The sequence below is a fragment of the Acaryochloris marina MBIC11017 genome (assembly GCF_000018105.1).
Taxonomy (GTDB): domain Bacteria; phylum Cyanobacteriota; class Cyanobacteriia; order Thermosynechococcales; family Thermosynechococcaceae; genus Acaryochloris; species Acaryochloris marina.
Genome location: NC_009926.1, coordinates 308,587 through 330,618, shown reverse-complemented (window position 1 = coordinate 330,618; position 22,032 = coordinate 308,587). Strand labels below are relative to the sequence as shown.

At 46.7% G+C, this 22,032-nt stretch carries 27 protein-coding genes and 1 pseudogene; 18 read left to right on the top strand and 10 right to left on the bottom strand.

Annotated features, from left to right (window positions below):
• Nucleotides 1–225: 225 nt before the first annotated feature.
• The 16 genes and pseudogenes from AM1_RS41460 to AM1_RS44090 all read left to right on the top strand — a co-directional run bounded on the left by AM1_RS41460 (nucleotide 226) and on the right by AM1_RS44090 (nucleotide 10,459).
• Entirely contained in the window at nucleotides 226–510 is a 285-nt protein-coding gene (locus AM1_RS41460) for a hypothetical protein (RefSeq protein ID WP_148216003.1), read from the top strand.
• A 346-nt stretch (nucleotides 511–856) separates the two neighbouring features.
• Nucleotides 857–1,072, top strand: a complete 216-nt coding sequence (locus AM1_RS42505; protein ID WP_187152969.1) for a hypothetical protein — start codon at nucleotides 857–859, stop codon at nucleotides 1,070–1,072.
• Between the two features lie 13 nt (nucleotides 1,073–1,085).
• Nucleotides 1,086–1,716, top strand: a pseudogene (locus tag AM1_RS44530) (DNA cytosine methyltransferase); the annotation flags it as partial.
• Between the two features lie 211 nt (nucleotides 1,717–1,927).
• Nucleotides 1,928–2,458 (top strand): hypothetical protein, encoded by a 531-nt coding sequence (locus AM1_RS30180; RefSeq protein WP_012166820.1) that lies wholly within the window; start codon nucleotides 1,928–1,930, stop codon nucleotides 2,456–2,458.
• Between the two features lie 144 nt (nucleotides 2,459–2,602).
• Nucleotides 2,603–2,863, top strand: a complete 261-nt coding sequence (locus tag AM1_RS30175; protein ID WP_012166819.1) for a hypothetical protein — start codon at nucleotides 2,603–2,605, stop codon at nucleotides 2,861–2,863.
• Nucleotides 2,860–3,309 carry an ASCH domain-containing protein gene (locus AM1_RS30170; protein ID WP_012166818.1) on the top strand — a complete coding sequence of 150 codons (450 nt, stop codon included), beginning with the start codon at nucleotides 2,860–2,862 and terminating at the stop codon, nucleotides 3,307–3,309. The genes AM1_RS30175 and AM1_RS30170 overlap by 4 nt, the downstream gene beginning before the upstream one ends.
• Nucleotides 3,299–4,069, top strand: a complete 771-nt coding sequence (locus tag AM1_RS30165) for a DUF5131 family protein (RefSeq protein WP_012166817.1) — start codon at nucleotides 3,299–3,301, stop codon at nucleotides 4,067–4,069. Before AM1_RS30170 ends, AM1_RS30165 begins: the two co-directional genes overlap by 11 nt.
• A gap of 539 nt (nucleotides 4,070–4,608) precedes the next feature.
• Nucleotides 4,609–5,094: a hypothetical protein gene (locus AM1_RS30155; RefSeq protein WP_012166814.1), complete on the top strand. Its 486-nt coding sequence runs from the start codon at nucleotides 4,609–4,611 to the stop codon at nucleotides 5,092–5,094.
• Between the two features lie 153 nt (nucleotides 5,095–5,247).
• Nucleotides 5,248–5,730 carry a hypothetical protein gene (locus tag AM1_RS37925; RefSeq protein WP_012166813.1) on the top strand — a complete coding sequence of 161 codons (483 nt, stop codon included), beginning with the start codon at nucleotides 5,248–5,250 and terminating at the stop codon, nucleotides 5,728–5,730.
• A gap of 146 nt (nucleotides 5,731–5,876) precedes the next feature.
• Nucleotides 5,877–6,515 carry a Crp/Fnr family transcriptional regulator gene (locus AM1_RS30145; protein ID WP_012166812.1) on the top strand — a complete coding sequence of 213 codons (639 nt, stop codon included), beginning with the start codon at nucleotides 5,877–5,879 and terminating at the stop codon, nucleotides 6,513–6,515.
• Between the two features lie 335 nt (nucleotides 6,516–6,850).
• A complete protein-coding gene (locus tag AM1_RS30140) occupies nucleotides 6,851–7,507 on the top strand; it encodes a hypothetical protein (RefSeq protein WP_012166810.1) in 657 nt (218 codons plus the stop codon).
• A gap of 75 nt (nucleotides 7,508–7,582) precedes the next feature.
• Entirely contained in the window at nucleotides 7,583–7,987 is a 405-nt protein-coding gene (locus AM1_RS30135) for a hypothetical protein (protein WP_012166809.1), read from the top strand.
• A gap of 43 nt (nucleotides 7,988–8,030) precedes the next feature.
• On the top strand, nucleotides 8,031–8,516 hold the full coding sequence (locus AM1_RS30130; RefSeq protein WP_012166808.1) for a tetratricopeptide repeat protein: 486 nt from the start codon (nucleotides 8,031–8,033) through the stop codon (nucleotides 8,514–8,516).
• The gene (locus tag AM1_RS30125; protein WP_012166807.1) at nucleotides 8,516–8,713 is read left to right on the top strand and encodes a hypothetical protein; all 198 of its coding nucleotides are present in this window, start codon (nucleotides 8,516–8,518) and stop codon (nucleotides 8,711–8,713) included. The genes AM1_RS30130 and AM1_RS30125 overlap by 1 nt, the downstream gene beginning before the upstream one ends.
• 82 nt (nucleotides 8,714–8,795) lie before the next feature.
• Nucleotides 8,796–9,548: a ParA family protein gene (locus AM1_RS30120; protein WP_012166806.1), complete on the top strand. Its 753-nt coding sequence runs from the start codon at nucleotides 8,796–8,798 to the stop codon at nucleotides 9,546–9,548.
• Nucleotides 9,548–10,459, top strand: coding sequence for a ParB/RepB/Spo0J family partition protein (locus tag AM1_RS44090; RefSeq protein ID WP_041661151.1), 912 nt, complete (start codon nucleotides 9,548–9,550; stop codon nucleotides 10,457–10,459). Before AM1_RS30120 ends, AM1_RS44090 begins: the two co-directional genes overlap by 1 nt.
• Before the next feature lie 24 nt (nucleotides 10,460–10,483).
• On the opposite strand, the gene AM1_RS30110 is transcribed toward AM1_RS44090, so the two are convergent.
• From AM1_RS30110 to AM1_RS30090, 5 genes are all read right to left on the bottom strand, one after another.
• Complete coding sequence (locus AM1_RS30110; RefSeq protein WP_012160803.1) at nucleotides 10,484–11,728, bottom strand: ISL3-like element ISAcma10 family transposase; 1,245 nt, start codon at nucleotides 11,726–11,728, stop codon at nucleotides 10,484–10,486.
• 278 nt (nucleotides 11,729–12,006) lie between these two features.
• Nucleotides 12,007–12,519: a DUF1993 domain-containing protein gene (locus tag AM1_RS30105; RefSeq protein WP_012166804.1), complete on the bottom strand. Its 513-nt coding sequence runs from the start codon at nucleotides 12,517–12,519 to the stop codon at nucleotides 12,007–12,009.
• A gap of 301 nt (nucleotides 12,520–12,820) precedes the next feature.
• Nucleotides 12,821–13,036, bottom strand: coding sequence for a hypothetical protein (locus tag AM1_RS30100; RefSeq protein ID WP_012166802.1), 216 nt, complete (start codon nucleotides 13,034–13,036; stop codon nucleotides 12,821–12,823).
• Between the two features lie 112 nt (nucleotides 13,037–13,148).
• A complete protein-coding gene (locus tag AM1_RS30095; RefSeq protein WP_012166801.1) occupies nucleotides 13,149–13,457 on the bottom strand; it encodes a hypothetical protein in 309 nt (102 codons plus the stop codon).
• A gap of 129 nt (nucleotides 13,458–13,586) precedes the next feature.
• Nucleotides 13,587–14,171, bottom strand: a complete 585-nt coding sequence (locus AM1_RS30090; RefSeq protein WP_012166800.1) for a hypothetical protein — start codon at nucleotides 14,169–14,171, stop codon at nucleotides 13,587–13,589.
• Nucleotides 14,172–14,318: 147 nt separating this feature from the next.
• On the opposite strand from AM1_RS30090, the gene AM1_RS37920 reads away from it, so the two are divergent.
• Together AM1_RS37920 and AM1_RS30075 are read left to right on the top strand one after the other, a co-directional pair.
• On the top strand, nucleotides 14,319–14,774 hold the full coding sequence (locus AM1_RS37920) for a Coq4 family protein (protein ID WP_012166799.1): 456 nt from the start codon (nucleotides 14,319–14,321) through the stop codon (nucleotides 14,772–14,774).
• Nucleotides 14,775–15,127: 353 nt separating this feature from the next.
• Complete coding sequence (locus tag AM1_RS30075) at nucleotides 15,128–16,750, top strand: BBE domain-containing protein (RefSeq protein ID WP_012166797.1); 1,623 nt, start codon at nucleotides 15,128–15,130, stop codon at nucleotides 16,748–16,750.
• A 311-nt stretch (nucleotides 16,751–17,061) separates the two neighbouring features.
• On the opposite strand, the gene cysK is transcribed toward AM1_RS30075, so the two are convergent.
• The 5 genes from cysK to AM1_RS30050 all read right to left on the bottom strand — a co-directional run bounded on the left by cysK (nucleotide 17,062) and on the right by AM1_RS30050 (nucleotide 21,688).
• Nucleotides 17,062–18,072 (bottom strand): cysteine synthase A, encoded by a 1,011-nt coding sequence (gene cysK / locus AM1_RS30070; RefSeq protein ID WP_012166796.1) that lies wholly within the window; start codon nucleotides 18,070–18,072, stop codon nucleotides 17,062–17,064.
• A gap of 9 nt (nucleotides 18,073–18,081) precedes the next feature.
• Nucleotides 18,082–18,786 carry an MBL fold metallo-hydrolase gene (locus AM1_RS30065; RefSeq protein ID WP_012166795.1) on the bottom strand — a complete coding sequence of 235 codons (705 nt, stop codon included), beginning with the start codon at nucleotides 18,784–18,786 and terminating at the stop codon, nucleotides 18,082–18,084.
• Between the two features lie 95 nt (nucleotides 18,787–18,881).
• On the bottom strand, nucleotides 18,882–20,114 hold the full coding sequence (locus tag AM1_RS30060) for an acyl-CoA dehydrogenase family protein (protein ID WP_012166794.1): 1,233 nt from the start codon (nucleotides 20,112–20,114) through the stop codon (nucleotides 18,882–18,884).
• Nucleotides 20,115–20,166: 52 nt separating this feature from the next.
• On the bottom strand, nucleotides 20,167–20,802 hold the full coding sequence (locus AM1_RS30055; protein WP_012166793.1) for a peroxiredoxin: 636 nt from the start codon (nucleotides 20,800–20,802) through the stop codon (nucleotides 20,167–20,169).
• Nucleotides 20,803–21,178: 376 nt separating this feature from the next.
• Nucleotides 21,179–21,688, bottom strand: a complete 510-nt coding sequence (locus tag AM1_RS30050; protein WP_012166792.1) for a GNAT family N-acetyltransferase — start codon at nucleotides 21,686–21,688, stop codon at nucleotides 21,179–21,181.
• Between the last annotated feature and the right edge of the window lie 344 nt (nucleotides 21,689–22,032).

Genomic DNA, 22,032 nt, shown 5'->3' with positions numbered 1-22,032 from the left:
AAACAGATTTTGGTATGAGAAAGGGCGACTAGGAGTTGGTGTGGTGTCGCCCTTAAGAGTGATTTGTATTCACAGTCGCCTCAGAATTTACCACGACCACAAAATAATTTGACTGGTGTTTATAAATCTTGTGTTTCCAAGCAATTAGACGAATAAAGAGGCGATTCTTTCTGAGCATGAACCGCCTCAGCTAATAACCAATAAACATCCTAGGAGCAACGTACCATGTTTACTCGTAACGTGCGGCGGCTCTATCAGCCGTCCGTTAAACAATGCTGCGATTGTCACGAGTATAAAGTGGCAATTGCCTACCAAATCATTCCTCTGCATCGTACTGGTGGAAGCCATACTTGGTGGATTTGCCGGGACTGTGGGCAATCACGAGGAATATACCCCACACCAGAGTTGAGCAGAAGGTTGCGGCGACTGGAAGGAAAGGAACGCTTCGAGCAACGAGTAAAAGTTGTAACTCTTACTCCTCGCACTGCCGCTCTCTCATCAAGGGCGTAAGACGTGGTTGTCTAGGCCGATGTCAGCCCAAGACTCACTTTGGAACAACTATCGAAGCTCTCAAAAAATCGCATCACTCAAACAGGAGATAAATCATGCCATGCCTTGAACCATTGGCACTTTAGATCCAGTTTCGTTTGCTCAGGCCGTCAATCCAGACTGTCCCGCTGAATCGCATCAGGTTCGCCATGAGTACTGGATGGAATATTTTCTAGAACCAGACGGTGATTGCATCTGCTTTAGAAAATGCACTGCAGATATTGAGGGTTCGCTTGCCGTTACCTATCTCGAAATTGAAGGGTAGCCACACCCCAAATTAATTAATTGAATATTGGAGGAAAATTCCATGAGCAAGTTAGTGTACTCGCCTCAGCATCATCTGGTGTACTTCCTCGGAACGCTCAGGAGACAAAACGGCACCCGTCTCAAGGTGTTCTCCACAGTCTCCAGACAGCACGTTCTGATGATTGCCAAGGACAAATCCGGGAAGTGGAGCAAGAACTTCACCACGGTCAAAATCACGGATTTGCGCCCTGCTGTCCGTCTCAAGTTGTGTTGTTAGGAGGTTGACGGACATGAACGATTTGTTTGTCCAAAGCGGGGATGGCCTCTACCTCCCTCAGCAATCCACCTATCATCAACGACAGTCTGGGCTATTGCTCCCCAAACGAGAGTATGACGTTCCAATCGCCATTGACCTGTTTTGTGGCTGTGGCGGTTTCAGTCTGGGGATGATCGAGGGTGGGTTTCAGGTCGTAGCCGCCGTTGAAAAGGATGCCAATGCAGCACTAACCTATCTCGCTAATCTGGGAGCTTATCCCCTGGATATGAATTTTGTCGTAGATGAGGATGAGGCCAGGTTTACGAAACTGCTAGAGAAAATCATGCAGATGGATAAGGACGGTGGCATTGCTCAATGCTTCCTGTCGGGCCAGCATCGCCCCCCAGAGCGTCCCGGTGTGGAGCATTTCTGGCTGGGGGATGTTCGTCAGCTCACGGGCCAGCAGATCCTAGATTCCATCGGCGTGGGAGTTGGTGAAGTCGATTGTGTCTTTGGTGGCCCACCTTGCCAAGGCTTTTCAATCGCAGGTAAGCGACAAGTTCTTGATCCGCGAAATAGTCTGATCTTTGAATTCGCCCGCATGATTTTGGAGATCCGACCCAAAACTTTTGTTATGGAGAACGTACCAGGAATTGTCAGTATGGTGACCCCTGAAAGTGTCCCCGTGATCGATGCCTTTTGCCGGGTAATCGCAGATGGGGGCTTTTCCACGTATGATGCACTTCGCAAAACCTTGCATCAGCAAGCAGAGGCATTTGGGGGCATTCATCAAACGAGTCCAGCGAAAAAGCCCAAAAGGAAAAGTAAGGATTCAGATCCTCAGCCGCAATTGTCATTATTTGAATGAGGTTGATCATGATTGCTGTCCAAACGGCTCTCCCTCTCCAGCTCCCTAAATCTGGTCCAGTCAAGACCACTAAACAACGCCAAGCCTTTGAACGGATGTTAGCGCAGCTCCGCAAGGAAGCAGCGGAGATACTGGCAATCGCCAACCAGATGTTCCAGCAAACCTGGCAGCGTTTACAGGAAGTGCCCACCCCACAAATGGGAGCTGCGGTGAAGGCGTACCACAAGGCAAACGGTATTGTAATTCCCCAAGCCATTCGCTCTGGCCCGATCTCCAGCAAGCCCAGTCGCCCCTATCGACCTTGGCCGATGGCGCGGAAGTATCGAGAACGCATTCGACGGATGCAGGTACGGGCACAGAAAAAGTACTCCATCTTCAGTTTGCAGTTTGATTTCATCCAGTCAGAGCTGGTGCGGTTGCCTCACTATTTCGGTGTTTGTCCGCTGCCGAGTGAGGAAGGTTGTACCTTAAATCTCCAAGATTTACTGCTGAATCCTGCAATCGAACGGGAAAAGCAACTTCGAGCGCAAGAAGGGTAAACCAGTTCTGGTTAGCCCTGAGCCAAGACTATACAGTGCCCATCCTCGTTAACCCGATTGCCTGGACTCTGCCTGCCGGGGAATTTGGGGAGAATGCAGGCCCGACATAAGACTTTTTGAAAATTCATATTTGGAGGTGAAGCAATGAAAAAGCAGGTGTGGAATCTTTTGCAGCAAGGTCGAGGCATCATGCAACTGCAACCCTTGGGATGCCTGAGTAGTCGCAGTAAGTCTCTTTGCCTGGGCTGCGAAGCGGGCCAATATTACGAATGTCAGTCCTGCGGCTATCTTCAACCGTATTGCAAGGGTGCTGATGACGATTACTTTGAAATTTGCGATGACTGCTGGGGGATTGCAGAAAAAATGCATGAAGCTATAGGAATGCCAATGGAGGCGGAACGATGAAAATCATCACCCTCTGGCAACCTTGGGCGACCTTCATTGCCCTGAACTTCAAGGAATTTGAGACTCGATCATGGGGCACTCGCTACCGGGGTAAGTTGGCGATTCATGCAGCCAAGCGACCTATCAATTTAGACGGGCAAGCGATAGTGGGCCAGGTCAATAATCTGACGGATGGCAAGGTGCCTCGCAACCCATGTGATTACCCGCTCGGTTGCATCGTGGCTATTTCGGATCTGGTGGATTGTCCCCGGATGGATTCAAGTCTGATCAGCAGACAGACTGAGCTGGAGTTGGCCGTGGGTTGCTGGCAACTGGGGCGCTTTGCTTGGCAGTTAGGAAGCATCGTTCCACTGCCTGAGCCGATTCCCTATCGCGGGTCTCAGGGACTCCGAGATGTCCGACCTGAAACATTGAAAATTTTGATGGAGTTAACCAATGGAGAATAGCAAAATTGAGTGGACCCACCACACATTCAATTCCTGGATCGGCTGCGCACACAACAGTCCTGGCTGTTTGAATTGCTACGCTGAGGCGATGATGGACAAACGATATCATCGCGTGAAGTGGGGCAAAGATGGAACCAGATCTCGCACATCAGAATCCTACTGGAAGCAACCTCATAAATGGAACCGCAAAGCTGCAGAGCGAGGAGTCACTGAAACGGTCTTCTGTGCGTCCTTGGCCGATGTGTTTGAGGACCGGGATGACCTGATTAATTGGCGGTTAGATCTGTTTGATGAGGTCATCGAGAAAACCCCAAACCTGATCTGGTTGCTACTGACCAAGCGGGTGGATGTCGCGGCTAAGTTTCTCCAGTTCAGACAAGTTCCTTCTCAAGTCTGGCTGGGCCAAAGCATCTGCACCCAGCGAGAAAGCGATGTCGTCATTCCCAAACTGGCAAAGCTACAGAAGAAAGTCGGCGGCATTTTCCTAAGTTGTGAACCCTTGCTCGAACCCTTGGATCTAAGCGCCCTTCCCGCGAATTGGTGTATCACCGGGGGTGAGTCTGGCCCAAGCGCTCGGCCTTGTGATGTTACTTGGATTCGCTCCATTCGAGACCAATGCAAATCAGCAGAAATCCCCGTGTTTATCAAGCAGCTTGGCAGCAAGCCCGTGGGGGTTCCCAAGCTCCGTTCTGCGAAGGGTGGGGATGCCGAGGAATGGCCGCAGGATCTTCGAGTGCGGGAGTTTCCAGTGTTTGGATGATGGAGGTAACAGTGGATGAAGAGCGAAGAAATTGAGGAGTGGCGAGTAGATCTGAAGCCTGAGACTCAAGTCGGCATGGAATCTCTGGGCCGGGTAATCTGAAGATTGAAATCCAGTGCTTCGTTCTATCAGAGGTCACCATTGAAGGGTTTGTGAATTTAGAAGTGGAGCCACCAGACTATTACAAATTGGGTTGCTCTTATTATGAAGTGGCGAACAAGTGCAATGTTTACATCGACTATTATTTCACTAGCGAACCAGAGGCTTATCTGATCGTAGGCTGTGCTTATTGGGTGATACCACGACAATTTGCAGAGCAGTTCATCCATGTTTTCTTGCTAGGAGATGCCAGTCGTAGTGTGTAGCAAGGTTAGTTCATTAGCCCTATCAGAGTCCCTGGTGTGGTTTGTGGCTTTCTACAATAATCATCCTGATTCTGCTGCTTGGCCCCATCAACAAAATCTAGAAATTCGTTCACAATAGAAATATACGCCTTAATTCAGGCTAGCGCATCCCCTCTAGTCGCTGAGGAGATAGCAATGAATGAACGCAATGGCTATGCAAAACTGATTCCCACTCCCCAACTTGATCCCCTGCTTATGGGCGAAGTCATGGGCTCTGATGCTTTTATAGAGGGAGATTGGGTATTGCTGCGCTATTGGGATAATAGACCCACTAAAGTCACGCGAGTGCAACAAAACTTTTTGTATGTGGGCTTAGAGGTGGGAGAGACTTTTGAAGATGCCTTAGTTCACTTTTACCCCGAAGAATTAGGGTATCCCCTTGACCATCGCTTTTGGAGTCAGCGTCAGAAGCAATGCTATCTACGGTGCCATCTGGACCCCGCCTTGCTCCGACGATGGGATAGGAATTCTCACGTCTTTGTAGGAAAAGACACAGATCTGAATGTGTTCTTACTGTGTGCATTGGCGAGTGTGATTATACTGGCCGTATCAGGGTTTTGGTTGCACTATCAGGTCTTTTGGGGTCTCAGTGATGTTGGGGGCAATGCTTTAAATCCATGAATGAATTTCAGCTCAGATTTCTAACTCCCTATCCAGGGCATTTCTGGTATCTCTACTCAGCTAACTAACCATAATCCAGGTCATCGTTCACAATGGGAATATAGACCTGATGCCAGGTCAGCGCATCCTTCCACACCGCTGAGGGGGCACCCCATGCCAGCCTATGATTTTGAGCAGCAGTTTGTGATCGGGACACATCATGAACAGACCCTCGATGCGTATTTTCAGCAGTACTTCTGGATTGAACCTGCCTCTCGTCAAGAGCAGCGACAGGGGATAGACCGCTGGTTTCAAGCACCAGACGGGTCATGGATGTCGGTCGAGTATAAAGCAGATATGACAGCGGGTAGGACGGGCAATGCATTCATCGAAACGATCAGCGTAGATGTCAGAGCGGTTCAAGGCTGGGCCTATGCATCTGAGGCCGATGTGTTGGCCTATTATGTCCCCCCTCGCAACTCCGTTTGGTTGATTTGCTTTATGGAATTTAGGCAATATCTAGCGGAGTGGCATCAGCGTTACCCTCTTCGTCAAATTCCCAATCAGGGCTATTGTACTGAGGGCCTTTTAGTACCCCTAGTCTTGTTTGGAAATATCGCGTTTGAAGTTTGTCGTATTGGGGAATGGTCTCATTGACTTCGGTAACCCTAGAAGCTTTGAATGCTGGTTACTAGATAGATTTTGGTGAGCGTATTTAGAGGCCGAATATTGAGCAGAAAAGGAAAAGTTTGCGTCAAACTCCTTATTCGACCTGATAGCTAAGTATTCGGGGTTATGCATAGATGTTTAAGACACAGGAACTACCAGCATCCTCAAACCAAAACTGGCGTCAAATGCTTGAGGACGAATATCAAGGTCGCCAAACCTATGCCTTCAGTAAAGGGTTCAACGTGCCGCTGCATATCCATGATATTTGGATTGTCTGTCGAGGCGTTGTTCAAATCTGCACTTTAGACTCGGAGGGACAGGAGTCGATCCTGGGACTGGCCTGTCCAGATATGCCCTTTGGACCTCCATTGACCCAAATCAAAGCGTATGAGGCTATCGCACTAACTGATGTCGTGTTGATGCGTATCGAACAATCTGAGCTTGAGCGTTCACCATTGTTGGCTCAGAGAATATTGATACAACTGAATCGGCGTTTTCAGCAGACTGAAGCGTTATTATCCATTGTTCACCACCGACTCATAAGAAAGCGTATAGAGCAATTGTTGTTGCTTTTAGCGAGAGAAGTAGGAGAAATGACTCCCGAAGGGGTAAGGATATGTGTTCGATTTACCCATCAGCAAATCGCCAATCTAACGGGCACTAGTCGTGTGACGGCATCTCGTATTCTAAGCAGTTTACGGAAAGAAGGATGGATGTCTGTTGATCAGACAAGCCATTTTGTCATCCACGATTCTGCTGTCAGTGAATCTTAATTATCGACCACTTCATTTCTTAGCACCTGCACACTAATCATTAGCTTTGCCTAGTCTCCCTCCCTCCACCGATCAGAAACGCTAATCCCCAAATCCTTGTATCCTCAAGGCTTTCACGCTATCTTGATACATAGGCAGTGGGACTCCCCCACCCAAAGTATTTTCTCCAAATCCACCTCACCACAGCTCCCCATCGAGCCTGATTTTTACTGAGGGTATATTCTCACGCGAGGGTCAAGACACCCCCTTGCATTTTCTCAATATCCACATGGCCGACTCAGTTGCACATGCCAGTCGTGCCCTATCCACTATTCGTTATTCAAAGGACAACACTTATGAAATTGATTACAAGCATCACCGTCAAACAAGCCGACCACAACGAAGTCATCGACACCGCCGCTACCCAAGTGGGCCTAGCTGCAAACAAAGCCTTCTTGTTCGTCATTCGCAAGGAAATCCAGGGCTGGAAAAACTTCACTGCCCTCTGCTCCTGGGGATTTTCCAAAGTGAGCCAGAAGCACGGCCCCATCTTTGAGGAGGTCAAGGAACGAACTGTGGCTGTCTACCGCAAAGGCTGTCAGCAAGAGACGGTGTTCGTCCAAGCGCTTATCAAGACTCAGCTCACGGATCGGATTGATGCTCACTGGAAGCTCCATGAAAAGGCTATCGATTGGTTCAAGGTACAGACTCAGGCATTCCTAGCCGACAATCCGGTCGAGGATACTTCTGAGGTCGAGGCTGAAGATCTGGCTCCTGATGTTTCGGACGACCTGGGGCAGGCTGAACCCGTGGCTGAAGAATCCATGACTATCCTTGATGAGGCTCCGGTCCCGGTCCTTGATCCGCCTGTTGATCCTGACCCACTGGATGATGAGTTGGCCGTACCTCAAGACCCGACTCCTGTCGTGGCTAGTGGTAGTGGGAAGCGTCGGACTGGAACCAAGCGGGTGACCCTTGCTGATGTGATGAAGCAAGAAGCTGCTAAATCCTAGGCAGACCGTAGACCTAGCCTCTGAGGAGACTTAGGGGCTGGGTTTGTTAGGATTTCATCAGCGTGAGGATAAGAAATGACTTTTATCCCTTCTCTTTCGCAGATCCAGCTAGAAATTCTTAGAGTTGCCAAGCTAAGTTCTGGTGAAATGCTCAATCTTTCCCTTGAAGCACCAATAGAGCAGGATGAGGGGCCACCGTCAGCACATCCTCAGTTTGTTCAAGAATTGGTTGACTGGGGTCTGATCGAAGTCTATTTCAAGCACGTTCACATTGGTACTTCCCGCTTCCAGCAAGACAGTTGGGCTGAATATTGTGCGGACTTGAGCCTGCCCTCCATCCGAGCCTGGGAGCTATGGCGACAAGAGTTTATTTCAGAGCAGGAGGGTGCAACCCATGTCCTCACACCTGGAGAAAGATTTGGGGAGTTTAGCGAGGTCTGGGTTGAAGAGATGCGATTTCGGGCAGTACAACCGAGTTAAGGCTAGTTGTAAAATGAAGAGCACCAATTTCGGGGGATAGAGAATGCTTCATAAACCAATTCGGGTCTATTTCACGGTTGCGATCGCTGCGATGCTACTCAGCCTGGGTCAAGGGATATCTATTCTCCACCCATCACCGCTAGCAACTGCAGCCCCCAATCCGCAGTCGAACCCACACTATACTGCTGCAATTTCTCGCCTAGAACAAGAAGATCTTCAGGGAGCGATGGCAGAACTTAATCAAGCCATCCAGATTGATCCATCTTTATCTGAAGCCTATGCACTTCGGGGCGTTCTATTCATGGGAGAAAAGAATTTTCAGGAAGCCGCTGAGGATTTTGCCCAAGTCACCCGACTACAGCCAAAGAGTGCTGAGGCCCATCTCAATCTTGCTAAAAGCCAATTGATGCTCAAGGATTATCAAGCAGCTTTGCAATCAGCAACCAAGGCTACTCAGCTTGATCCGCAGAATCAATCTGCTGCTCTTTTGGTGAAAATGATTCCACACTTGGCTAAGCCCGCCCAATAATGCAACATCCCAAAGCAAAGGCAGAGCGCGGAGCAAAAGTATTGTTTTGGGAGGGCGACCTTGCCGATCTGGATTGCGCTATACTCTTGCTGGTTTCGGGGGCAGCCACTCTGGCTATACCTCTAGCTAACTCTCGCCCCAATACCAGTCCCTGGAACGTACCCCGTGGCGAGCGTTTCCACGATCAATATTTATAGAAATTAACCTAAAGTAGACTTTGAACTTCTCATATATTCAAAACTAAATGTAAACTGTCTCTGTGTTGCGACATTTAATTCTGTGACAAAGATCTTCTCTTTTTTTAACCAAGCTGGTGGTACAGGAAAAACAACCCTTGCAATGAACCTGGGATATGCTTTGTCGCAGTTAGGGCATAGTGTCTTACTCGTTGATATGGATCCTCAATCCTCGTTGACAATTTTTATGGGTATCTCTTCCTATGAAGTAGCAACAACTGTGTCCCAAAGTATTTTAGACAAAAAAACGTTACCAATTCTCTGTGGTATTCATGAAATGGACTTAGTTCCAAGTAATTTGTCACTCAGTGCTGCTGACGTACAACTTGCTACTGCAATTGCAAAAGAGACTCGTCTAAAAAGAGCTATTTCATCAATTGAGTCAAACTACGATTACATCCTTATTGATTGTCCTCCAACTCTAGGCGTACTCAGCATACTTTCCTTAGTTGCTTCAACCCACATACTGATTCCAATGCAGACTCAGTATAAAAGTTTTGTTGGATTAGATTTATTATTAGGCACGATCAACGAACTAAAGGTAGAGGGAGTGGCATCAAACCTACAAATTGCGGGTGTAATTCCAAATTTGCATGATCGAACTTCTCAGAGTAAGGAAATTCTTGAAGCAGTGATTGAGCAGTTCAGTGGAATTGCTCCCGTATTCCCTCCAGTACCAAAAGCAGTTGCTTTTGCAGATGCATCTATGAATCATACTCCTTTAGAGATATATGACCGTAAGCATCCTGCTAATTCTATTTTGCATTCTATTGCTGAAAACCTGGAGTCACTATAGTGCCGTCACGAAAAAGAACACCGAAACCTAAATTGACTAATGTAGCAGCAATACTCAATCGCGACTCTGTTGGGCAATCAAGCTCCTCACTGTCTATACCTATCAAGAATATTCATTTACCTACAAACCAACCTCGAAAGTATTTCAACGCCGAAAAACTTGCTCAATTGGTTACTTCAGTTAAAGAGCATGGAGTTTTGGAACCACTCCTTGTAAGACCTCTTAAGAATGGTGAATATGAATTAGTGGCTGGAGAGCGTCGCTTACGAGCTGCTAAAGAGGCAGGTCTTACTGAAGTCCCTATAATCGCTAAACAACTCAATAATCGTGAAGCTGTACATGTAGCTCTAATCGAGAACCTTCAACGAGAAGACCTAAATCCGATAGAAGAGACTGATGCAATCCTTGATTTATTGGGGCTAGTTCTTGAACTTAATAAGGAGCAAGTTATTGCCCTTTTCTATCAAGCTCATCACGCGAAGCATCGAGGTCAGGAGTTGGGACAAAACGTTTTGTCCCAACTCGATACTGTTCAACAAACAATGCAGGAAGTGGGCCGTTTCTCTATTGATAGTTTCAGATCTAGCCGCCTTCCACTATTGAAGCTACCCGAAGATGTTTTAGAGGTACTCCGCCAAGGCTTGCTTGAATATACAAAGTGTCAAGCTATTGCTCGTGTCAGTGATAAAAAAGTAAGGGCCAATCTCTTAAATACTGCAATTACGGAACAATTGTCACTCAAAGATATAAAGCTAGAAATTCAATCTCTGAAAGCTGAAGATAAACAAACCCCTCAAAATCTTTTATCCCAACGCTGTAAAGATATCGGTTCAAGATTGCAAAAAAGCAAGGTACTAGATAACTCAAGAAACCGAAGTAAAATTAAGAAATTATGGCTCTCCGGGAATTAGCGTGGTAGCCGCTAGATATAGTGTTTAGGTCACAGCGAATGTCTGATACCCATTGAGGTCAAGAGAAATCCTTTGGAAGAGTCTTTCAATATCGAAAATACCGTAGCATCGTCTTTTTAAGACTTTGACTCGGTTATTAAATCCTTCCACAAAACCACTGGTCCACCCCTCCAGGAAATAGTTGGTCATCTCGTCCATCCAATTATTGATAGTGGTCAGAAAACAATCGAATTCCTTGATGTCACTCTTGAGTACTTGTTTACACCAAGCACGGATGGCACATTTAGCTCCGTGCTTGGTGTACCTGCCCTCAAATATCTGCGTGAGTTTCTCTCGGAGGTTGTACGCCTGTTTCAGTTGTGGAGAATAAGCAAACAATCGCTCAAGGAGTTGTTGCTCTGACTCTTTCAGATTCTCTGGTCGTTTTCTAAAAGGCCACATCGCGCCTTTGATGCTGTCATACTCTTGCTTAGAGAGCTCTCGTCGTAGACGTTTGACCTCACGTTTACGAACCGTATCAGCACAATTACGATAGGCTTTGGTCACATGAAAGCGGTCAATGACAATTTTGGCTTGCGGCAATTGTTCTCGGACTGCACTGACAAATCCTTGGTACATGTCCGTACAGACGCGCTCAATGGTTTGGCGTAAATCAATGGGAATCGATTGAAGGAAATTTGCCACTGTCTGCTGTTTACGGTCGGCTAGAACTGCCAATATATCCACCCCATCCGTCGTAGGAATCGTGATCAAAACCACAAAATCACGATGGCCTCGTTTGAGAGAAATCTCATCCATCCCCATAACTTTGAGGTCTGCATATTCGCTCCAGTCAACTTGAGCGGCAATCCAACGATCAATGATTCCACTGACGATATCCTCACTAACGCCTAGTTTTCTGGCAACATCTGAGACCGTTGAATTGATCAAGATTCGCAGAAGCCAACGCTCATATGCTTTTGTATTGGGACTGCGAGGTTCGTGCCATTCTAAATGTTGAGTTGTTGTGGGATGGTCATCGCAATACTTGCATCGATAACGCTTGGGCCGAATTTCTAAGTAAACGGGGACTTCAAATAATGGCAGGTGACGAATCCGAAAAGGCTGATCATGACAATGGAGGTCAGTAATCTCACGTCCGCATTGATGACAGGTTGTTCCTTGAAGCGTACTCTCAATCTTGATGAGCCAATCCCCTCTCTCAGTCTTCGATAGCTCTAGAACTCGAATATCAGGAAGGTTGAGCGGGATGCGAATTGAGTTATCCATTACGCCATTGCTCTGAAGTACTACCTCAGATCATTCCATAGGGATGAAAAAGGAAACACACTAAATGTAGGACTGCTACACGCTAATTCCCAGAGAGCCGAAATTATTGGATGAGCTAGAAAAGCTTTTGTCAGAATAAGTAAAGTTTATAGAGAGCTAATTCTCAAGCACTTACCTTTAGAGCATCCTCTCAGAAGTCGTGGAGACAGATCTGATAATCGATTATCTGCATCGGCTGCGGTCTGGTGGGTTAAAACCTGTCGTTTTGATGGCATTTTCTAATGCTCTGGTTTCCCTAGATAGTCGAACTTACCTAATTCAACCCCAGAGTGCCTGAGGATGTTGTAAGCAGTTGTCACATGGAAGTACACATTGGGTTTAACAAAAGTGAGTAGGTAGGGTAAGCCAGGGAATTTGTAGATTTCACCTCTGATGGGGAGGGATATGATTTTATCCTCTGTACCATCAATTTGATCCGGTGTGAAAGTATTTAGGTAATCTACTGTTGTACTTGACCGGGTGATTAGTTCTGGAAATGATGCTTCATTGTCTTCAATAGAAGGTGCTTCTATACCTGCAAGTCTTGCTGCTCCTTTTCTCGCTACATCAGACGCAATCTGAACTTGCTTGGCAAGTGGCAACATGTCAGGAAAGAGCCGGGAATGGATAAGGACACTGGGATCGATTCCTTTATTCTCAGCATGGGCAGCTCCCTTCTCCAGAATCCCAGATAAGTTATTGAGGCAACGAATTAAAGGAGGTACCGAAGCTTTATACATCGAAATCGCCATAGTTTTTCTATGCTCTCTATGACTAGAATCATTCTTGCAATTATATTATCCCCTACTGGCTGCGAGTTCATTTTTTCCTGATCTGAGGTATTACCGCAAGCACCTGATGTCGATCATCGATGAGGTCGATGGACGATTCGGGCGAGGGAAGATTGAGATTGAGGAATCGGTGAGGCAGCAGACTTAGCGGATACAGTCGAAGTGGCAAGTTGTTGAGGAGACAATCCCAATCTAAGACGAATAGGGTTCCCATCCTACTTAATTTGAGCTTCTGCACGCTTCTTTGATTTTGAAATCACGATTACTGACTGTTTTGCTCTCCCGCTAGAGATTTTTCCTGCTGCTCAAGAGTTGATTGCGCCTTGTCAATTTCTAGCTGTACATTTCCAGCTTTATCGATAGCTTTTTGCCCTTGATCAACGGGTTTCTGATAAAGTTCATTGGCCGGATTGCTACAAGCGCTCAGTGCAATAAACACCGGACCTAAAACACATAAAAGAATGAATTGATGCTGCATTTATGATGACTCCTTTATGTTGTCCTGATTGAGTAGAAGTAGAGAACGAAGTTTAATGAGAGGGAAAGATTAGTCAGAGACTTCATTCTCCTGGAACGATATTCCTTCTTATTTAAGAGGCGCCAAAATCATCATCACTCAGCCCAGTAGGTTGTTGTAGGGATTCTGTTCTATTCCACCCATCTGCAATCTCTGCGCTCTTACCTGGAACCTCTCTGATCAAACCTGCTGTGATGAGTTCATCAAGCATTGCAGCTAATTCTTTAGGATTGCGTCGGCCCCGTTGTTGCCAAATGAATTCAAAATCAACCTTGTCTTTCTGCTTGACTAGAAGAAGTAGCAGCTCTACTGCTTCGATACTCACGCCACAGGTTGGCTCATACCTTCTCAGAAGGGCTTGAGAAATCTGACTTGCACTCACCAATAGACTCCTGATAATCGAAAAAGCAATTAGGCTGAATGGACAACTCAATGGTGACCATATTAATTAGTCTGCCCTCATCGATTGTCTTGAATGAAGAAGGGAGTGCATAATCACCGGAACAATCAACTATGCAGGCGTCAAGTTCATCCTATCCTTGGTCAAATCCAAATACTCGATATTATCCCCGCACACCCACTTGAGGAGAATTCCTGGTGGATGAGGGTTGGCCGCGAACTTCAACATCACATGATGATATTGGTCCTCTGTCGTATTGGAATGCTGAATTCGTTCCCAATTTTCTTGCAGGCTGAGCAAGGTGTCATCCCCAATCTCACTCCGAAAAGCAGTAGCACTGCCACTTTCTTCATCAATGGCAAAGAAAAAGTAGTCCCCAGACTTGATCATCTGTTTCAAGACCACTTGGGCAATTGGATTATTGGGATTGATGAGCACGTTAAAAGTCTGGAACCCATAGAATTCAAAGGCAAAGTGGATCACTTCATAGGTGCTGGTTCCGAAAATTGTATGTCCAAAATTGAAACCCAGATCCGTTGCGCCTGGGGGAATCATTGGCTCTGGTCTCAGGGTTACAAACCCACATGGTTGATCCTCAACTTCCACCATCCCCAAGGCACAGCAGGGTTTCTCCGCTTCAATGAACTCTGCCATGAAGGAACGATTGACGATGAGGGAGGGTAGGGCTTGACTCATGGTTATCTTGGAGAGGTGTGAGAGCACAGTGTTGAGATTAGCATTACGCCCACCATCTGCCAGCGATCACAGCAGTAGTTACTGAAAAATTACTATACATGAGATGAACAACTATTCTTCATAACTCTTCTTCTATGAGGAGACAAAATGTATAGATATCAGCAACAGAATTCTACCCAGACTCTGATCGAAGGGCTTGAAGAGTATCACTCCTGTAATTCAGGGTTAGTTGAGAGAAGGAATGTTTCAACGGCTGAGAAGAGATTCTTTCGCTGTCATGATGTTGTCCATGTTGTCTTTGGGTGTGACACGACGCTGTCCGATGAAGCAGTTGTTAAGATCAGCACTATATTTGGAACGTCAATTGGTCTGCAAGTATTACGAGGATATGGGTCTAAGGAATCAAAAGAGATATACCGAAAGTTGGGCCTCTTTGACATTGTCTTAACGACAATAAAATCGATCGTCTTGGTGCCAATAACGATTTGGCATTGTGTCCAAATGCGAAAGCGTTGGCCTTGGAGTAACTATGACCGATACCTTGAAATGCCCCTCAATGAAATTCGGCGCAAATTTGGGATCCGTGTTGTCCATTCTCGATAAACGTTCCCATATTAAAAACGCTTATCTTTATTGTCCATGCCCCCACATAACAGTCTTCAGTTCAATGCCTTTAGACTGATCAACAGTCACCCCATCCTCGCTCTCTGGTGCTTCTCTATTCACCTCATAGAGCTGGTGCTTAGCATTTAGCTCAATCCCCCAATCCAAGGCTCTAACTTCAACATTGGCAAGCCTGAAACCTCTATTCCCTAAGTTTCCTTTAATTCCAAGGAATGATTTCTCTGAAGTGGCATACCTATTAAATAGAACTAAGAATCTACTCGTTCTAAATTTCGAAATACGAAACGAGTTAAATTTCAATCAATTTATTTAAGGGGGAATTGATGATAAATGTGAGTAATTCTGGTGATGCTCCTATTATTCCGGCATCAGTGAGTGACCGACAAGGATTTAATAAGCGCTGGTATGCTAGCAATGATCAACTACAGATCTATCGACCAACAGCGGGAATTGACGTTGTAGATGCTTTTAATACTGTTCTTAGGGACAAAACTATTGAACCAGGGCAGTGTCAGATTACCTGTGGTCGCCATTGTTATGAAGGTTTTGTTTACAATCCAAGTACGAAGGCCGTTATCGATTTAACTGGTCTGAAATCCTATGGTGAAGCCACCGTTGGTAGTATTCCCAGCATCTATTTAGACGTTGGTTTGGGCAACTGGGATATGTATCGGTTACTCAACAATGTCTATCAAAAGACTGTACCAGCAGGGGCTTGCTACTCTGTTGGTCTTGGCGGACATATTACGGGTGGTGGATATGGAGTCTTATCTCGGCTCTATGGACTATCAATCGATTACTTGATAGCTATTGATATAGTCATCGGTGATCGAAAAAATGGGGCCAGAATGATCTCTCAATGCTCAGCAACAAACCAACCTGAGCTATTTTGGGCCATTCGCGGTGGGGGAGGAGGGCAGTTTGGGATTATTACTCGATACTACTTCGATCTCCAAAATCTACCTGATTCTCCCGACTACATTTACATTCAGTCTTTAAACTGGAATTGGATGCTATCGAATAGCAATAATCCCATATCTTTTGAGACATTCAGTTCGATTTTGAACTATTTTCAAGATGTGTATACGAATCAAAGTGAGTCTTCTTGGAATACTTTTGGGATCTTTCATGGAAATCATATGGATGCTGGGAGCCTTGGCTTCTCATCTGTTGATATATACAATGAATCACTACATGGTATACATACTAATTTCGAGACTGAACTTCTCAGCCGCCACGAAAACAGGCTAAAAGAAGCAGAGTTATTATCACCGCTTTCAATGGATGATTTAGTGATAAATGGGCATCCATATATCCCAAGTACTAAAGCTCTAGGTTTAAATCCGGAATCCTCATCTCGGGGCTATACCTTCCTAGAAGGTATGCAGCAGTTGAATGCCTCTGGGCCTAACAGATACGGTAAATATAAGTCTGCGTATCATACTCAAAAGTTTACAGATTCTATGATGAAAGCAGCCTATAGTGGGCTGACACAAAAAGTTATAGATCCGAATGGGAAATCAGTGAATATGAAAAATTCACTGATCCAGTTTGATGCCTATGGAGGAAAGATCAATACAGTCCCTTCAAATGCAACAGCCATAACTCAACGAAGCTCAATTATGAAACTGCAATACCAGAGCTATTGGGTCACTAGTTTGCCCCCAGGGTATGACGATGAGACACTTAAAACGGCGCATGTGAGCTGGCTCAATCAAATATATCAGAATATTTATAGTGATTCAGGAGGTATCCCAAATGGTATTGGAACTGAAGGTTGCTACTATAACTATCCTGATATTTATATAGGAAGTACGAAGGCTGGTACACCACCGATACAGCAGGCATTGAGTCTATATTTTGGTAAGAATCTTGACCGATTAGTGAATGTGTCTGCGACCTACAACCCTGAAAGTTGGTTCCAGAACTCTCAGTCAATCAGCAATATAGCTTAGGTAGTGAGCCTACTTTATAACCACTTTCAGAAGCCATGAACAGAAGTTCTTGGAGACCTTCAGCACCGTACCACACTGTCTGCTTTGCGACTCGGATGGTGATACGCTGCCCGTCATAGTCCCCGACGTTCAACATGTGGATCTCCGATGCTATCAACCTATGATCAATCTGATGCCAGCGATGGTCTCTGATCGGCCTCAGCCATCACAGCTTTCAGCTGGAATATAACCAGAGCTGGGGGGGCATTCATTTCCTCAGTGTACTGCTATATCAACGTTTCCCCCGGTTTTAATCGCTCTCCTTCTATTCTTCAGTTTGCACATCTGCCAATCAGAATCTTATGGGGTAGTTTGTCTTGGTTGAGAACATCTGTTCTGAGTCCTGGCATCAAATTGTTGAATAGCCCCGTACTTAGGTACCTTTCACCACCGCTGGGTTGAATGACAACAATTAACTTCTCTGCATTTTCAATTCGCCGAGCTACTTGCAGAGCGGCCCAAAGCGCAGCGCCAGATGAGATGCCAGATAGCAATCCTTCTTCACAAGCTAAACGACGACTAGTGGCGATTGCATCTTCATCTGCGACCCGAATTACCTCATCCAATAGGTTGACTTGCAGAACGGACGGTACAAATCCGGGTCCAATACCCTGGATTTGATGCAAACCAGGGTTTCCCCCAGATAAAACAGGGCTAGATTGAGGTTCTACAGCGATTGCCTGAAACGAGGGCTTCCTGCGCTTGATGGCTTTAGCAACACCTGTGATTGTGCCACCAGTTCCCGCACCAGCCACTAAGATATCCACCTGTCCTTCAGTATCCGCCCAGATTTCCTCCGCCGTTGTTTGGAAATGTATCTCAGGATTAGCAGGGTTCTCAAACTGTTGCAGAAGAAATGCGTGGGGCACAGTTTCTACTAAGTCCATGGCTTGTTGGATGGCTCCTTTCATCCCTTCTGAACTCGGTGTCAAAACAAGTTCTGCCCCGTAAGCTCTTAGAAGCTTGCGCCGCTCCTGACTCATGGTCTCCGGCATAGTGAGGATGAGACGATAGCCTTTCACCGCTGCTACCATTGCTAGTGCAATACCTGTGTTGCCTGCCGTGGGCTCCACCAAGACCGTCTTGTCTGGGTGAATCTGACCTGCTTCTTCCGCAGCTTGAATCATACTGACCCCAATCCTAGCTTTGACGGAGCCAGAGGGGTTCATGCTTTCTAGCTTGAAAAGAATACGTCCAACACATCCTTCTGCAGCAGGAATCCGATTAAGTTGCACCAATGGAGTGTGACCAACTAGTTGAGTAATATCATGGGCAATACGCATAGTGTTCACCTACCTTGCAGTTGTTGAAACGACTAGACCGCAGTGCTCATTGGCCGGAACTGCTTCCATCATCTTTTGAGGGTCAGGGAGATCGAGCGCGTTCATGAATTCGATGAAGGTATTGCGGTCTCGTCCCATAAATCGAGGATTCCACTGCCGTTCTTCCGCAATCGTGGAGACGGTTAGACCGTGATAATCATGCCCAGGATAGACAAGAGTTGCATCTGGCAACGTAAACAACTTTTGAGTGACGGAGTCATATAAGGTTCCTGCATCACCACTTTGGAAGTCGGTACGACCACACCCCCGAATCAACAGTGCATCACCCGTGAGGACGCGATGGCCATTGACCAGATAGGCATTATGGCTGTCAGTGTGGCCAGGGGTAGCGATCGCCTTCAGTGAAATATCACCCAGGGTTAGAATTTCCCCATCCTGTAGCTGGCGATCGGCACAGACAGCAGGGCCATGTGCAGGGACAGTACTCAAGCAGCCCGTCTGGGACTGGAGCTGATAGGTTCCCGTGATATGGTCGGCATGAATGTGAGTCTCAACACAGGAACTGAGTGTTAGCTTCAGCTCCTGTAGTAGTTTGAGATCGCGCTCCACTTGTTCCAGCACTGGATCCACTAGCAGAGCCATACGACTCTTGGAATCCGCAATCAAGTAGGTATAGGTACTCGACTCCGGGTCATAGAGTTGCCTGAATAACATCGTTTCGCTCCTTTTTTTATCTCACCCTGCTCCAACAGTCTGCAGAGCGTTTCGCCTGCCGTATTGAGGGTTCTGCTGCCGTTTCACCATTGAGGTTAAGAATATTGACTCGGGGTGGGATACTGCTGATTCAACATCCAATTACCGATGTCTTTGAATTTATAATCAATCGGGTCGTGCAGGCTAAAGGTGCGGAGGTCGCGCCAGTAGCGGTCAAAGCCATAGTTAGCAGCAGTGGCTCTAGGTCCCATCCCATCAAAGATGTGGGTGGTGATTTTGATGCCTGCCTGGATGGCAATTGCTCGGGCAGAGGCCATTACGATCGCAATCTCGCCTCGTTCTTCTGTCGTTAGAGCTGTTCCCTTTTCCCAGCCCGCTTGTAGGGCTTCAGACGCTTGATGGGCGAGGGCGATCGCAGCCTGTAACTCAGCCCACATCTGACCATAGCGTTGCAGAATAAACGGATTCTGTGTTGCTGTTTCCGCATCGGATGCCATCCAGGCTAGGGCTGAGGTGGTTGTGTACCCCTTGGCGGCCTCCAGCGCTCCCTCAGCAATGCCGAGATAAACGAAGGTCTGCCCCAATAAAGCAATCAGCGACTTGAGTGTGGTGGATGCACCGCTAGACAGAGGCGGTCCCAAAACCTCGTCTGGTTTCACCAGAACATCATGGAACGTATAGCTGCCACTGGCTGTGCGACGTTGTCCCATCGTGTCCCAGTCGTCGTTATAGGTAATGCCCTCTCGGTCCATCGGGACAACACACAGGACAGGATGGTTACTTTTCTCCTCCATGGAGAGAACGATGCTGATATCAGCAGCGACCATACCCGTACAGAAGCTCTTAACGCCATTGAGACGAAACGCACCATTGACGCTCATCAGTTTTAAACGTTGATCTCGGCTATTGAGGGCATTAGCCCAGAAAAGATTCTGCTGGGAGGTCAGACGGTAATATCGCTCTGCCTGACCCGGCCCACCCACCAGCCTGCCCATAGAGACTAACGTTGCGTGGTTAGCATAGAGTTGACCCACTGACCCCTGAGCTTTGGATAATATCTGTACGACGTTATAAATCTGAGGCCAGGTGGCTCCCGCACCCCCGAATTCCTGAGGGACAGGAAGGAGTATCAGCCCAGATTGCTTTAAAGCGTTCACTTCCTCAACCGGACTGCCAGCTTTAGTATCCTGCTCAACTCCATGGGCAGCTAGTTGGGCGGATACTTGATTTGCGATCGCTCGATAATCTTTGACCGTTGCGCTCAACATGGGAGCAGACGGTATAGACTCTGTATCGGTATTGGGAGAACTACAAGATTGGGTTCTCATAAGATGAATCTCCATCGGTGTGTTGACTAATGGGGAACACACCCGATTTGCGCTATCGATTGGGTTGGGGCGTCATCCGCAGATAGGGCTTAATTTCGTTAACACCCTTGGGGAATTTCTGCTTAGCATCTGCTGTTGAAATGCTGGGTGCAACCACAACATCATCCCCATCTGTCCAGTCCACAGGCGTGGCCACACTGTAGTTATCGGTTAGCTGTAAAGAGTCAAGAACCCGCAAAATTTCATTAAAGTTTCGCCCCGTACTCGGTGGATAGGTAAGGGTCAGACGCAACTTTTTGTCGGGGTCGATCACAAAAACCGTTCGCACTGTCACCTTGGCATTGGCATTGGGATGAATCATGCCGTAGAGATTGGCCACGGTTTGATCCGCATCGGCAATGATGGGATAGTTGACAACGGTATTTTGGGTCTCGTTGATATCGTTAATCCAGCCCTTATGGGAGTTAACATCATCGACACTCAGGGCAATCACCTTGGCATTCCGACTGGCAAACTCAGACTTGAGTTTGGCAACGCTGCCGAGTTCAGTGGTACATACGGGCGTGTAATCTGCAGGGTGAGAAAACAGGACAACCCAGGAATCGCCTGCCCAGTCATAAAAGTTAAGGTCACCCTCGGTTGTTTTTTGAGTAAAATTTGGGACTGTATCACCTAGTTGAAGAGTCATAGTTAGTCTCCTTCGATAAGCTATTGGTTTGCAAATCAACCCCTCCCAATCAGAATTCTGTGCCAACCTCTAAATAGGCGACACTGTCTTACTACATAAGTGTGCAGACGATTAAGAGAAGTCTGGACGTTTACCATCTATTGTCTATACGACTGTCCGATCTGAATGGATGCGAGTGTTTAGAAATATCTCACTCATCCACGTCGCTTACTATATGACAGGTTCTCTGGGCTGTCGTTACAGAAAAGTTCAGGAATAGTTATGGATGTATATTGGGGAACTGCACCTAAACGTCAAGCGATCTCGGGGGCAACTACAAGAAAGACATCTTGGTACTGCTACGAAATCTAGATCAATAGAGGGGCGAGAGCTATATCTACTCAAATACGAATAGGTGCACCTTCACCAGAGAATCTGGGTTCTGACTGATACCATGATCCTTAAAACCTGCCCTCACCGCTACGGCCTTTGAAATTTTGTGTTCAGGAGAGATGGGAGCTATCACTCTGCGATAGCCAAGTTGGCTAATGGCATACTGCGCCAATGTTGCCGCGATTTCAGTTGCATATCCTTGACCTCGTTCGTTTGGCATCACTGCGTACATGATTTCCACAGTACCTTCCTCACGTGGAGTCAATCCGCAGAATCCAACAAATTCCGTTGTTTGTTGATTTTCGACTGCGAAAGCCATCAGCGGTGCATCGGAATCATAGGATTCCATGGTTGCTTTAAGCAGCCCTGTGGCTCCTTCCTGGCTTTTCTGCTCTTCACCGAAAGTCAGGAATTTGGTAGAGTCAGAGTCTGTCATAAAGCTGACAAAGTCTTCGACATCATCTCGCTCAAATCGTCGAATTCGTAGTTTCTCTGAAACAATAGGTTGGTTCATTTCCTGCTCATATACCTTTGCCACTGTTACTCGACAGCTAAGTATTACTTATGCGTCATTTTGTCGTCTAAACTCCCTATACAGGTGATTAGAAGATCCATGCCACCGAAGACCTTCTAGCAGGGAATTACAGGTCAAGTGTCGTACAACACCTCTAATCGATGGAGGATGGCAACATATTCACGCAATCCCCTCAATGCTAATTTGATCCACGATCTCCATCCCTATTCAAAACGAGCCTGTTAAATGGGAAAGACGTTAGTGCCGACAAATTTGGATAAGGAGTCATCAGGATCATCTGGGCGAGATTTCTGGATGGTAGTATGCCGCTCAAGTTATGGAAA

Excerpts from the sequence above, each read along its gene's own strand:
- AM1_RS41460 (WP_148216003.1), top strand. The coding sequence starts at position 226 with ATGTTTACTCGTAACGTGCGGCGGCTCTATCAGCCGTCCGTTAAACAA.
- AM1_RS42505 (WP_187152969.1), top strand. The coding sequence starts at position 857 with ATGAGCAAGTTAGTGTACTCGCCTCAGCATCATCTGGTGTACTTCCTC.
- AM1_RS30180 (WP_012166820.1), top strand. The coding sequence starts at position 1,928 with ATGATTGCTGTCCAAACGGCTCTCCCTCTCCAGCTCCCTAAATCTGGT.
- AM1_RS30175 (WP_012166819.1), top strand. The coding sequence starts at position 2,603 with ATGAAAAAGCAGGTGTGGAATCTTTTGCAGCAAGGTCGAGGCATCATG.
- AM1_RS30170 (WP_012166818.1), top strand. The coding sequence starts at position 2,860 with ATGAAAATCATCACCCTCTGGCAACCTTGGGCGACCTTCATTGCCCTG.
- AM1_RS30165 (WP_012166817.1), top strand. The coding sequence starts at position 3,299 with ATGGAGAATAGCAAAATTGAGTGGACCCACCACACATTCAATTCCTGG.
- AM1_RS30155 (WP_012166814.1), top strand. The coding sequence starts at position 4,609 with ATGAATGAACGCAATGGCTATGCAAAACTGATTCCCACTCCCCAACTT.
- AM1_RS37925 (WP_012166813.1), top strand. The coding sequence starts at position 5,248 with ATGCCAGCCTATGATTTTGAGCAGCAGTTTGTGATCGGGACACATCAT.
- AM1_RS30145 (WP_012166812.1), top strand. The coding sequence starts at position 5,877 with ATGTTTAAGACACAGGAACTACCAGCATCCTCAAACCAAAACTGGCGT.
- AM1_RS30140 (WP_012166810.1), top strand. The coding sequence starts at position 6,851 with ATGAAATTGATTACAAGCATCACCGTCAAACAAGCCGACCACAACGAA.
- AM1_RS30135 (WP_012166809.1), top strand. The coding sequence starts at position 7,583 with ATGACTTTTATCCCTTCTCTTTCGCAGATCCAGCTAGAAATTCTTAGA.
- AM1_RS30130 (WP_012166808.1), top strand. The coding sequence starts at position 8,031 with ATGCTTCATAAACCAATTCGGGTCTATTTCACGGTTGCGATCGCTGCG.
- AM1_RS30125 (WP_012166807.1), top strand. The coding sequence starts at position 8,516 with ATGCAACATCCCAAAGCAAAGGCAGAGCGCGGAGCAAAAGTATTGTTT.
- AM1_RS30110 (WP_012160803.1), bottom strand. The coding sequence starts at position 11,728 with ATGGATAACTCAATTCGCATCCCGCTCAACCTTCCTGATATTCGAGTT.
- AM1_RS30105 (WP_012166804.1), bottom strand. The coding sequence starts at position 12,519 with ATGGCGATTTCGATGTATAAAGCTTCGGTACCTCCTTTAATTCGTTGC.
- AM1_RS30100 (WP_012166802.1), bottom strand. The coding sequence starts at position 13,036 with ATGCAGCATCAATTCATTCTTTTATGTGTTTTAGGTCCGGTGTTTATT.
- AM1_RS30090 (WP_012166800.1), bottom strand. The coding sequence starts at position 14,171 with ATGAGTCAAGCCCTACCCTCCCTCATCGTCAATCGTTCCTTCATGGCA.
- AM1_RS37920 (WP_012166799.1), top strand. The coding sequence starts at position 14,319 with ATGTATAGATATCAGCAACAGAATTCTACCCAGACTCTGATCGAAGGG.
- cysK (WP_012166796.1), bottom strand. The coding sequence starts at position 18,072 with ATGCGTATTGCCCATGATATTACTCAACTAGTTGGTCACACTCCATTG.
- AM1_RS30065 (WP_012166795.1), bottom strand. The coding sequence starts at position 18,786 with ATGTTATTCAGGCAACTCTATGACCCGGAGTCGAGTACCTATACCTAC.
- AM1_RS30060 (WP_012166794.1), bottom strand. The coding sequence starts at position 20,114 with ATGAGAACCCAATCTTGTAGTTCTCCCAATACCGATACAGAGTCTATA.
- AM1_RS30055 (WP_012166793.1), bottom strand. The coding sequence starts at position 20,802 with ATGACTCTTCAACTAGGTGATACAGTCCCAAATTTTACTCAAAAAACA.
- AM1_RS30050 (WP_012166792.1), bottom strand. The coding sequence starts at position 21,688 with ATGAACCAACCTATTGTTTCAGAGAAACTACGAATTCGACGATTTGAG.